The 11,929-nt window shown below is 74.3% G+C and carries 8 protein-coding genes; 7 read left to right on the top strand and 1 reads right to left on the bottom strand.

Translation table 11 applies throughout. The features are described 5' to 3' along the window. Window positions 1–45: 45 nt before the first annotated feature. On the top strand, window positions 46–792 hold the full coding sequence (locus ABD308_RS13680) for an IclR family transcriptional regulator (protein WP_344333155.1): 747 nt from the start codon (window positions 46–48) through the stop codon (window positions 790–792). On the opposite strand, the gene ABD308_RS13675 is transcribed toward ABD308_RS13680, so the two are convergent. Then, complete coding sequence (locus tag ABD308_RS13675; protein WP_344333152.1) at window positions 743–1,528, bottom strand: IclR family transcriptional regulator; 786 nt, start codon at window positions 1,526–1,528, stop codon at window positions 743–745. The two genes, ABD308_RS13680 and ABD308_RS13675, sit on opposite strands and share 50 nt — an antisense overlap. A 193-nt stretch (window positions 1,529–1,721) precedes the next feature. On the opposite strand from ABD308_RS13675, the gene ABD308_RS13670 reads away from it, so the two are divergent. The 6 genes from ABD308_RS13670 to ABD308_RS13645 all read left to right on the top strand — a co-directional run. Then, the gene (locus tag ABD308_RS13670) at window positions 1,722–3,269 is read left to right on the top strand and encodes an APC family permease (protein ID WP_344333149.1); all 1,548 of its coding nucleotides are present in this window, start codon (window positions 1,722–1,724) and stop codon (window positions 3,267–3,269) included. Further along, window positions 3,256–4,776 (top strand): GMC family oxidoreductase, encoded by a 1,521-nt coding sequence (locus tag ABD308_RS13665; RefSeq protein WP_344333146.1) that lies wholly within the window; start codon window positions 3,256–3,258, stop codon window positions 4,774–4,776. Before ABD308_RS13670 ends, ABD308_RS13665 begins: the two co-directional genes overlap by 14 nt. Then, complete coding sequence (locus tag ABD308_RS13660) at window positions 4,773–6,131, top strand: aldehyde dehydrogenase family protein (protein ID WP_344333143.1); 1,359 nt, start codon at window positions 4,773–4,775, stop codon at window positions 6,129–6,131. Before ABD308_RS13665 ends, ABD308_RS13660 begins: the two co-directional genes overlap by 4 nt. A gap of 242 nt (window positions 6,132–6,373) precedes the next feature. Further along, the gene (locus ABD308_RS13655) at window positions 6,374–6,556 is read left to right on the top strand and encodes a hypothetical protein (RefSeq protein ID WP_344333139.1); all 183 of its coding nucleotides are present in this window, start codon (window positions 6,374–6,376) and stop codon (window positions 6,554–6,556) included. Between the two features lie 33 nt (window positions 6,557–6,589). Beyond that, complete coding sequence (locus ABD308_RS13650) at window positions 6,590–7,048, top strand: MarR family winged helix-turn-helix transcriptional regulator (protein ID WP_344333137.1); 459 nt, start codon at window positions 6,590–6,592, stop codon at window positions 7,046–7,048. A 514-nt stretch (window positions 7,049–7,562) separates the two neighbouring features. Then, window positions 7,563–11,929 (top strand): acyltransferase domain-containing protein (locus ABD308_RS13645; RefSeq protein ID WP_344333133.1); only part of this gene is annotated, 4,367 nt, incomplete at its 3' end.

The raw sequence follows: 11,929 nt of genomic DNA, 5'->3' as shown, positions 1-11,929 counted from the left end.
GGGCCGACGGCCCGGATCGCCCGGTCCGGCCACTATGCTCTGCGGGTGAGCGCTGGAACCGTGAAGAGCCTGAGTCGGGGCCTGGACGTGCTGCTCGGGGTCGCCGGCCTGGAGCAGGGTGCGACCTCGACGGAGGTGGCCGAGCGGCTCGGCCGGAACCGGGTGCAGGTGGCCCGGAGCCTGCACAGCCTTGAGGCGGCCGGCCTGCTCGACCGGGACGCCAGGACCCGGGCCTACGGGCTCAGCTGGCGGCTGCGTACCCGGGCGGTGCTCGCGGCGCGCGCGCGGCTGATGGTGGAGGGGCCGCGGATCCTGCGCGAGGTGGTGGAGGCGACGGGTGTCAGCGCCTTCCTCGCCGAGGTGCGCGGGGACGGTGCGGTGGCCATCCTGGAGGACGTGCCCTCGGGGCTGTCCTGGGTGGGGCGTTCCTACCCGCTGTACTGCGACGACGCGGGCCAGGCCCTGCTCTGGGACTGCACCCGCGAGGAACTGGAGACGGTGTTCGCGGGCACCGAGTTCATCGCCCACGGCCCGCAGGCCCCGGCTGGGGTGGCCGAGTTCGAGGCGCGGCTGATCGCGGCCCGGCGGCGCGGCTACTCCGTCGTGGACGGCGAGTCGCAGCCCGGGGTGTTCGCGGTGGCTGCCCCGGTGAAGGACTTCTCCGGCCAGATCGTCTGCGCCCTGCACACCGAAGGGCCGTCCGAGCGCCTCGCGCCGCTGGCCGAGCGGCATGGCGGGATCATCAGTGAGCAGGCCGAGCGGCTGTCCGCCCTGCTCGGGTGGAGGCCCTGACCTCAAGGGCGTGAGCGGCCTCCACGACCGACTGCGCGATCTCCGCCGAGCGCCCGCCCAGCCGGAACCGGGGGACGGCGATGCTGAGCGCCGCGGTGATGGCGCCGGAGGCGTCCCGGACGGGAGCCGAGAAGTCGACGACATCGTGCTCGAACTCGCGGTCGGCGACGACCACGCCCGCGGCCCTGTCGTTGGCGTTGCGGGCCGCGAGTTCGAGCACGTCCCGGACGGCCAGCGGCCCGCCGCCGACGAACTCCACTCCGTCGAGCAACTCGGCGAGCCGCTGTTCGGAGTGGTCGAGCAGGAGCGCCCGGCCGGGCCCGGTGCACCAGACCGGTGTTACCGCGCCGGGGGCCGCGGCAACCGAGGACGACCAGTGGCTGGGCTGCGCCTCCACGGTGAGCGCCGCCGCCCGTGACCGTACCGAGAGCCAGGCCGGCTCGTGCCAGCGCGACACCAGCCCGCGCAGCAGCGGGCGGGCGGCCTGCGGCAGTCCGGTGTCGCCCGCGGCCGCGGCGAGCGCGAAGTAGCCCGGTCCGACGCGCCAGCCGCGTCCCTGCCCGTCCCGCTCGACCAGGCCGAGCGCGCCGAGGTCCTTGAGCATGCGGGAGATCTGGGCCTGGTCGAGGCCGAGCCGTTCGGCGAGTTGCGCGTTGCCGGGGTAGCCGGTGGCGCCCACTTCGGCGGCCAGGACCGCGTCGAGCAGATCCAGGCCACGGTCGAAGGTCGAGGTCATGGGGCACAGCTTATCGCGATCAATTTGCTCATGAACTATTGACGATTATGAACGCCGATGCCCATCATGGCGAACACGCCGAATCGGGCACCTCACCCCACCCCCACCGGCCACACCCCCAACCGGGCTCCCCGCCCCGGCCGGTACCTCGCTCCCGCTGGCGCCCTCGTCACCCCCACCCCAAGGAACCGATATGACATCGGTCGACTCCGCCGCGCCCCCTCGCGGGCTGCGGCGCCTCGATGTGCTGGCCATGCTGCTGTGCGCGATCGTGGGCCTCGACACGCTCGGCTCGGTCGCCGCCAACGGCCCCGAGGGCCTGACCTGGATGGCCGTGCTCGGCCTGCTCTTCTTCGTGCCGTACGGCCTGCTGATCGCCGAACTCGGCTCCGCCTTCCCCGCCGAGGGCGGCCCCTACGTCTGGACCAAACTGGCCTTCGGCCGCTTCGCCGCCGGCATCAACCAGGTCTTCTACTGGATCAACAACCCGATCTGGCTCGGCGGCTCGCTCTGCGTGGTGGCCATCACGACCTTCGAGACCTTCTTCCACCCCCTGCCCGGCGCCTGGAAGTACCTCGCCGGCGCCGTCTTCATCGGAGCGGCCGGACTCGCCGTCCACTCCCCGGTGGCGATCGGCCGCTGGGTCCCGATCGCCGGTGCCCTCGCCCGGGTCGCCCTGCTCGGCCTCTTCGTGGTCTCCCTCGTCGTCTACGCCGTGCGCAACGGCCTGCAGCCGCTCTCGGCCGGCGACTACGCCCCCACCTACCTCGGACTCGTCGCCCTCACCCCGGTCATCGTCTTCAACTACATGGGCTTCGAGATCCCGAGCGCGGCGGCGGGCGGGATGGCCGACCCCAAGCGGGACGTGCCCGCCGCTCTGCTGCGCGGGGGCGTGGGCTCCGCCGTGCTCTACGGTGTGCCGATCCTCGGGACCCTGCTGGTCCTGCCGCGCGACCAACTCGGCTCGCTGACCGGGTTCATCGACGCCTGCCGCGCCGTCTTCACCGTCTACGGCGGACACGTCGCCGAGGACGGCACGGTCGTGCTGACCGGAGCCGGTGCGCTGTTCGCCAAGCTCGCGGCGGCCGGTCTGATCGTCGGACTGCTCACCAGCGGGACGGCCTGGGCGATGGGACTCAGCCGGGCCCAGGCGGTGGCCTGCGCCGACGGTGCCGGACCGCGCTGGCTGGGCGTGACCGACCGGCACGGCACCCCGGCCCGGATCAACCTGGTCTCCACCCTGGTCGCCGCCCTGGTGATGGTCCTCGCGCTCAGCCTCAGCGCCGGTGACGTCCAGGCCTACTTCACCGCCGGGATCAGCCTGGCGATCTCCGCCACCGCCATCTCCTACCTGCTCACCTTCTCCTCCTTCATCGCGCTGCGCCGCCGGTACCCGGACGTCGAGCGGCCCTACCGGGTGCCGTTCGGCAACGCCGGCGCCTGGACGGCGACCGTACTGACCGTCGGCACCATGGCCTTCACCGTGCTCGCACTGATCTGGCCGGGCCTCGGCGTCGGCTGGTTCGGGACGGCGGGCGACCCGGCCGACTACCTCCCCTCCGGCTTCGAGGGACGCCGCGCCGCGTACACGGCCAGCCAACTCGTCCCGGTGGCCCTGATCCTCGTCCTCGGCTGTGTCTTCTACGCGCTCGGCACCCGTCGGCGCCGCGAACTACCGGCCCCTTCCCTCACGATGCCCGTCCCCTCCGACCGAGGAGTCACCGCAGATGTCCCGTCCTGAACCCGCCCGGACCACGGCCGCCCGCGCCGCCGCGCTGCCGGACCACGCCGAGATCGTCGTCCTGGGCGGCGGTACGGCCGGCTGCGTCGTCGCCGGCCGCCTCGCCGAGCACCACCGGGTCCTGGTCCTGGAGGCGGGCCCCGACTACGGTGCCGACTTCGGTGGCTGGCCCGCCGACCTGCTGGACGCCAGCACCCTTCCCACCTCCCACGACTGGGGATACCAGGGCGCCGGCCTGAACTTCGACCGTTGCCGGGTGATCGGCGGCTGCTCCACCCACAACGGCTGCACCCAGAGCGCCGGCTGGGAGGGGGACTACGACGCCTGGGCGGCCGCCGGTCTGACCGGGTGGGACTCCGTCTCGCTCGCCCCGCTGTTCGACCGGGCGGCCAAGACGCTGCGCTTCCGGACCTACCGCGACGACGAGGTCCAGCCCTTCCAGCGGGCGTTCATCGCCGCGGGTGCCGCGCTCGGCATCCCCGTGCGCCACGACTTCGACCAGCTCGACGGCGGGATCGGCATCGGCTGCGCCCCGGTGAACATCACCCCCGGCGGCGTCCGCTTCAACACCGCCTTCGGCTACCTGGACCCGGTCCGCGACAACGGCAACCTGACCGTCGTCGGCGGCGTCAAGGCCGACCGCGTGATCCTCGACGGCGGCCGGGCCGTCGGCGTGGAGGTCCGCACCGAGGACGGCGCACGGCACCGGATCAGCGCCGGTCTGGTGGTGCTGAGCGCCGGCGCCTACGGCAGCCCCGAGGTCCTGCTGCGCTCCGGAATCGGCCCCGCCGGGCACCTGGCCGAGGTCGGTGTGCCCCTCCGGCACCACCTGCCCGGCGTCGGCGAGAACCTGCACGACCACCCCTCGGTCCACCTGGAATTCGCGGCCTCCGAGCGGCTCACCGCCGACCTGACCGAGTTCGCCCGCACCCGGATGCTGCCGGACGAGCAGGCGATCGCCAAGCTCCGCTCGCCCTACGCCGGCGCCGACGCGCCGTACGACCTGCACGTCTACCCGTGGGTGGAGCGCGACGCCACGCTGCCCACCGGCTGGCGCGTCTTCCTGCCGGTGGGCCTGCTGAACCCCCGTTCCCGCGGCACCGTGCGGCTGCGCTCGGCCGACCCGGACGCGCTGGCCGCCGTCGACCACGCCTACCTGAGCCACCCGGACGACGTCGCGGCGCTCGCCCACGGCCTGCGCTGGGTCCAGCAACTGGACCTCTCCGACTACCTGGGCACTCCGCTGCTCACCCCCGACGCCGACGCGGACCTGTCCGCCTGGATCAAGGCCCACCACCAGCACTACTGGCACCCCGCCGGCAGCTGCCGGATGGGCCCGGACGGCGACCCGGGCGCGGTCGTCGACCACACCGGCAAGGTGCACGGCCTGGAAGGCCTGTACCTCGCGGACGCCTCGATCTTCCCCGACGTCCCGCGCGCCACCCCCGCCTTCCCCACCACCGTCGTCGGCGAGCGGATCGCCGCCTTCCTCCAGGAGACGCTGTGACCTCCACCGCCACCGTCCGGACCTTCACCGACATCACCGACCCGCGCACCGGCGAGGTCTACGACCGGGTACCCGTCGCCACCGCCGAGGAGGTCGACGCCGCCGTCCGCACCGCCGCCGACGCCTTCGACGGCTGGCGCCGCCTCACCCCGGCCCGCCGCCAGGACGCCCTCCTCGCCCTCGCCGACGCGATCGGTGCCCGGGCGGTGGACCTGGCCGAGGCCGAGTGCCGCAACACCGGCAAGGAGTTCACCGAGGTGTTCGAGGACGAGATCTCGTCCGCGATCGACACCTTCCGCTTCATGGCCGGCGCCGCGCGCGGGGCCCACGGGCCCGCGGCGGGGGAGTACGTCGAGGGGCACACTTCGTCGCTGCTCCGCGAGCCGGTGGGCGTCTGCGTGCTGATCGCCCCGTGGAACCACCCGCTCGGCTCGGCGGTCGACAAGCTCGCCCCGGCGCTGGCGACGGGGAACACCGTCGTCCTCAAGCCCGCCGAGACCACCCCGATGACGGCCCGGATCCTCGGCGAGATCTGCGCGGACGTCCTGCCGCCGGGTGTCGTCACCGTGGTCTGCGGCGACCGCGACACCGGCCGGGCGCTGGTCGCCCACCCCGTACCCGCCCTGGTCTCGCTCACCGGCAGCACCCGGGCGGGCCTGGAGGTCACCGCCTCCGCCGGCGTCAAGCGGCTCCACCTGGAACTCGGCGGCGACGCGCCCGCCGTGGTGCTCGCCGACGCCGACCTCGTACGGGCGGCCGACGGCATCGCCGAGGCCGCCTTCTACAACGCCGGCCAGGACTGCACCGCCGCCTGCCGGGTGCTCGTCGCCGAGGAGGCGTACGACCGGATGGTCCTGCTGCTCGCCGACCGGGCGGCCAAGGCCACGGTCGGCCCGCTCAACAGCCGCGCCCACCTCGACCGGGTGGCCGCCTACCTGACCGGTCTGCCCGCGCACGCCACCGTCGTCGCGGGCGGCGGACCGGCGAAGGGGCCGGGCTTCTTCTTCCGGCCCACGGTGGTCGCCGGCGTGCGGCAGGACGACGCCATCGTGCAGGAGGAGGTGTTCGGCCCGGTGCTCACCGTGCAGTCCTTCACGGACGAGGACCACGCCGTCGCGCTCGCCAACGACGTCGCCTACGGCCTGGCGGCCTCGGTGTGGACCCGCGACGGGGCGGCCGGCGCCCGCCTGGCCGCCCGCATCGACGCGGGCACGGTCTGGCTCAACTGCCACAGTGTGTACGCCACCGAGATGCCGCACGGCGGCTTCAAGCAGTCCGGCTACGGCAAGGACCTGTCGACCTACGCGCTCGACGCCTACACCCGGGTCAAGCACGTGATGGCCGCCGTCGACTGACGCCGCCCCGCCCCCGTTCCCGCCCGGGCCCCGCATCCCGCCCGGTGCGGGGCCCGGGCGTCCCCGGGTGGCGCGGGACGGCCGCGTGATGCGGGCATCATCCCCGGGCGCCGACCAGCCCTCTCTCGTAGGCGAGGATCACCAGGCGGTCGCGGTCGCGGGCGGCGAACCGGTCAGCAGGCCGACCGCGGTCGTGCGGCGGACGCCGTGCCGGTGGAACAGGTCCGGACAACCTGCTGGTGATGGTCTGGCTGCACGGCCTGCACGCCGTCGACCCGTTCGAGGCCGTGCTCGCGGAACGCTTTCCGCTCCTGGAGGTCAGGGACCGCACGGTCGTCCTCCGCTCGCCCAAGCGCATGGGCTGGCTGCTCGACGACGCCGGCCGCGCGACCCGGCGCGTCCCCCTCGCCCTGCCGCCGCCCTGACGCTCGTTGCGGCAGTGCCGCTCAACGGGTGCTGTGCGCGCCCCCGTTGACGTGCAGCTCGCCAAGCTCTTCGGCGACGACCGGCGCAGGGTGCTGGCACACGCCGGGGTGGACTCCGCGACGCTCGACCTGCTCAGCGTCCTGCGCCGCAGCGGTCCTCCGTACACCCTGAGCACCCGCGAACTCGGGCGGCGCTCCCTGGTCACGGCCGGAGCCATCTCCCAGCGGGTGGCCCGCGCCGAACGGGAGGGCCTGGTGACCCGACAGCCCGGCACCGGGCGCCCCCGTACCGTCCAGGTCGCCCTGACCACGGCCGGGCACGATCTTGTCGAGGCCACCGTGGACCAAGTGCTCCTGCGCGAGGCCGAGTTGATCGGAGGACTCACTCCGGACCAGCGGCAGCAGCTGACGGAACTGCTCCACCTCCTGCTGACCGACGTGCAGCGGCGCGTCGGCGACGACCGCATCACCCAGGTGGGCGGCGAGGAGTGAAAGCCGCCGGCCGTCGGGGAAAGGGCGCCCGCGTCGTTCCCCCGTGCGGCCGCACTCGAAGCCTGCCTCCGGGGTGCGGTAGACGAGGTGCGGAAGACGGGACCGCGCGGTGCCAGGGCGTGCGACGGTGCGGCGCCGTGGTGGCGAGCGAGAGGGCCGCGCCGGTCGTGCCCGGGGCTGCCGCGATCCACAGTGGCGACGTGGAGGAGCTGGGGGTGGCGCGAACTCCGGGCCCGGAGCGGTGCGCCGGAGCGGACGGCTGACCCGGCCCACGGGGTGCGCGCGGCTCTCCCACTGCGCCGTGACCCGCCCGCCGGCCGTACCCGCACCGTGTCGCGGCCTGCGCTATCGGGACGCTATGCGACTTGGGCAAGATCGACGTCGCACGTCCGGCGGCGGTACCCGCCGGGCATGACGAAGGCGTCCCGGTCGGCGCGCGACCCGTGGGAGCGGGCGCCCCGCCACGGTCCGGCGACTGATGGCCCTGACCGCCGTGAAGGAGTCCGAAGTCACGATGACGCACCCCGACGGTACGGAAGCACCGCTGCTGTGGACATTGGCCGGCAGCGGCAAGGAGTCGCTGGCGGCCGGCGCGCGCGGCCTGCACGCGTACCTGGCCGGTCGTGACGACTGGAGCCCCCAGGACATCGCGTTCACCCTCGCGCGCACCGCTTCCGAGGGGAGCCGGCGGGCGGCAGTGGTGGCGGACGGCCGTGACGGATTCCTGCAGCGGCTGGACGCGCTCGCCGACGGCAGGAGCATGCCCGGCCTGCTGGAGGGCGCCGCAGGGGAAGGCGGGCGGGTCGCCTTCGTGTTTCCCGGGCAGGGCGCGCAATGGCCCCGGATGGCGGTGGACCTGTTGGACACCTCCACCGTGTTCCGCGAGCGGATGGACGCGTGCGCGCAGGCCCTGGAACCGTTCGTCGACTGGTCGCCGATCGACGTGCTCCGCGACCCGGACGCGCCGGGCGCACCCGCCGGGGACCGGGCCGACGTGGTGCAGCCCCTGCTGTTCGCCGTGACGGTGTCGCTCGCCGCGCTGTGGCGCTCCCACGGCGTGGAACCGGCCGCGGTGCTCGGGCACAGCGTTGGCGAGGTCACCGCCGCCGCGGTCTGCGGCGCGCTGTCCCTGGACGACTCCGCGCGGGTGGTGGCCCTGTGGAGCCAGGCCCAGGCGACCCTGGCCGGGCAGGGCGACATGGTCTCCGTCATGGCCCCGGCCGGCGAGGTCGAGCCGCGGTTGCGCCGCTGGGACGGCCGCCTCGTCGTCGCCGCGTACAACGGCCCGCGGTCCGTGATCGTCTCCGGCGACCGCGACGCCGCGGCCGAACTCCTCGCCGACCTGGCCTCGGACGCGGTGCACGCCCGGCGGATCGCGGTGGGCCTGGCCGCCCATTCCCCCCACATCGACGCGATCGTCCCCCGGATGCGCGCCGACCTCGCACCGATCCGCCCCCGCACACCGCAGCTGCCCTACTACTCCGGACTGACCGGGGGACGGCTGGACGTCCCGGTCCTGGACGCCGACTACTGGTGCCGCAACCTGCGCAACACGGTCAGGTTCCATCAGGCGGCCGGGGCCCTGCTGCGGGACGGGTACGGGGTCCTGCTGGAGGTCAGCCCGCACACCGTGCTGACCTCCGCCCTCGCGGACTGCGCGGAGGAGCACGGCGCGCAGGCCGCCGTCCTCGGGACGCTGCGCCGCGACCAGGGCGGTCCGGGCCGGTTCCTGACCTCGCTCGGTGACCTGTACGTGCACGGGGTCACCCCGGAACGGGAAGCGCTGTTCTCCGGGCAGCACGCCCGGGTGCGGGAACTGCCGGCGGCTGCCCTGGCGGCGCTCGCGGAGCCCGGCCCGGCGGACGTGAACGGGCCCGACGGCGCGGGCGGTGACCGGGACGCCGGTACCGCGTTCCGCGCGGAGCTGGCCGGACTGGACGTACCGGAGCGGCGTGCCGCGCTGGCACGGCTGGTGGGCGATGAGATCGCCGCGCTGACCGGCCGGTCCGATCCGGTCCACCCGGACCTGGCCTTCCTCGACCTGGGATTCGACTCCGTCACCGCCGTGGAGCTGCGCAACCGGTTGAGTGCCGCGACGGCGCTGCGCATCCCGGCGACGGTCGCCTTCGACTGCCCGACCCCGATGGCCCTGGCCGAGTACCTCTGCGCCGTGATCGGCGGCGACCGGGCCGACCGGAACACGGACGCGGACGAGCCGGTGCGGCGGGCCGAGGACGACGACCCCGTGGTGATCGTCGGCATGGGCTGCCGCTACCCCGGCGGGGTCGGTAACCCCGACGAGCTCTGGGAGCTGGTGTCGGCGGGTGCCGACGCCGTCTCCGCGCTGCCCGACGACCGCGGTTGGGACACCGCCGGCCGGTACGACCCCGCACCGGGGACGCCGGGCCGGTACTACCAGCGGGAGGCGGGTTCGCTCGCCGGCGCGGCGGACTTCGACGCGGAGTTCTTCGGCATCTCGCCGCGCGAGGCCCTGGCCACGGACCCGCAGCAGCGGCTGCTGCTCGAAACGACCTGGGAAGTGCTGGAGCGGGCCGGGATCGACCCGGCCACCCTGCGGCGGACCCCGACAGGCGTGTACGTCGGGGCGATGACCATGGACTACGGGCCCACTCTCGAACAGGGCGCCGACGAGGGCGGCCACCTGCTGACCGGCAACACCGGAAGCGTCGCGTCGGGCCGACTGGCCTACACCCTCGGCCTGGAGGGAGCGGCGGTCACGGTGGACACGGCGTGCTCGTCCTCGCTGGTGGCCCTGCACCTCGCGGTACGGGCGCTGCGGTCGGGTGAGTGCTCGCTGGCGCTGGCGGGCGGCGTGACCGTGATGTCCACGGTCGGCATGTTCGTGGAGTTCAGCCGTCAGGGCGGTCTGGCCCCGGACGGCCGCTGCAAGGCCTTCGCGGCGGCCGCCGACGGCTTCGGCCTGGCCGAGGGCGTGGGGATGCTCCTGCTGGAGCGTTTGTCGGACGCGCGGCGCAACGGGCATCCGGTGCTGGCGGTGGTGCGGGGTTCGGCGGTGAATCAGGACGGTGCGAGCAATGGCCTGACGGCGCCGAACGGTCCGTCGCAGCAGCGGGTGATCCGGGCGGCGCTGGCGGACGCGGGGCTGTCGGCGTCCGCGGTGGACGTGGTGGAGGCGCACGGTACGGGGACGCGGCTGGGCGACCCGATCGAGGCGCAGGCCCTGCTGGCGACGTACGGGCAGGACCGTCCGGCGGACCGTCCGGTGTGGATCGGCTCGCTGAAGTCGAACATCGGCCACGCCCAGGCCGCGGCGGGGGTGGGCGGTGTCATCAAGTCGGTGCTGGCGATGCGGCACGGCGTGATGCCCAGGACGCTGCACGTGGACGGCCCCACGCCCGAGGTGGACTGGTCGGCGGGAGCCGGGCGGTTGCTGACGGAGGCCCGGGTGTGGGACGACACGGGCCGTCCGCGCCGGGCGGGTGTGTCCTCCTTCGGTATCAGCGGGACCAATGCTCACGTGATCTTGGAGTCCGCGCCGGCCGAGGCTCCGGCCGGGGCGGGGGAGGGTGCCCGGCGTCCTGGGCCGGTGGTGTGGCCGGTGTCGGCGCGCAGTGCGGAGGCCCTGCGGGCGCAGGCGGGGGCGTTGGCGGCGCGGGTGGTGGCCGAGCCCGGGCTCGACCCGGCGGACGTGGGTTATTCGCTGGCGGTGGGGCGTGCGTCCTTCGAGCACCGTGCCGTGGTGGTGGGCGGCGACCGGAGTGAGTTGCTCGACGGCGTGAAGGCGCTGGCGGACGGGCGTTTGGCACCGGGGTCGGTGTCCGGTGGCGGGTTGGTTTCCGGTCGTTCGGTGCTGGTGTTCCCGGGTCAGGGTTCGCAGTGGGTGGGGATGGCCGCGGAACTGCTGGCCGAATCGGCTGTGTTCGCGGGGCGGATGGCCGAGTGCGAGCGGGCTCTGGCGCCTTACGTGGACTGGTCGTTGGCGGAGGCGCTGGGCTCGGAGGCCCTGCTGGCGCGGGTTGACGTGGTGCAGCCGGTGCTGTGGGCCGTGATGGTGTCGCTGGCGGAGGTGTGGCGTTCGTTCGGCGTGGTTCCGGACGCGGTGGTGGGCCACTCGCAGGGTGAGATCGCCGCGGCCGTGGTGGCGGGCGGTCTGAGCATCGACGACGGGGCGCGGGTGGTCGCGTTGCGTTCCCGTGCGGTGGGGGTGTTGGCGGGCCGGGGTGGGATGGCGTCGGTTCCCCTGCCGGTCGAGGTGGTGCGGGAGCGGATCGCGGGGCGGTTGTCGGTGGCGGCGGTGAACGGTCCGTCGTCGACGGTGGTGTCGGGTGACGCGGACGCGGTGGCGGCGCTGGTGGAGGCCCTGGTCGGGGAGGGGGTGCGGGCGCGTCTGATCGAGGTCGACTACGCGTCGCACTCCTCCCATGTGGAGGAGGTCCGCGAGCGCCTGCTGTCCGATCTGGACGGCATCGCACCCCTGTCCGGCACGGTGCCGTTCTTCTCGACGGTGACGGGTGGCCGGCTGGACACGAAGTCCCTGGATGCCGGGTACTGGTACCGCAACCTGCGGGAGACCGTCGAGTTCGAGCGGGCGACCCGCGCGCTCCTGGCGGCCGGGCACCGCGTCTTCGTCGAGTCCAGTCCGCACACGGTGCTGGGTGTGGCGGTGGGGGAGTCGGTGGAGGCCGCGGGGGTGGAGGCCGTGGCGCTGGGGACGTTGCGCCGGGGGGAGGGCGGCCCGGCTCAGGTGCTGCGTGCGGTGGGGCGTGCGTGGGAGTGCGGGCTGGGGGTGGACTTCTCGGGTGCGTTCCCGGGCGCGCGGCGGGTGGACCTGCCGACGTACGCCTTCCAGCGCAGCCGCTACTGGCTCGACGTCCCGACCACGAGCTGGGACGTCGCCTC

It is taken from the genome of Kitasatospora putterlickiae (genome assembly GCF_039527695.1).
GTDB classification, from domain to species: domain Bacteria; phylum Actinomycetota; class Actinomycetes; order Streptomycetales; family Streptomycetaceae; genus Kitasatospora; species Kitasatospora putterlickiae.
The sequence above is the reverse complement of the archived record's forward strand: the minus strand, read 5'-3'. Positions and strand labels throughout refer to the sequence as shown.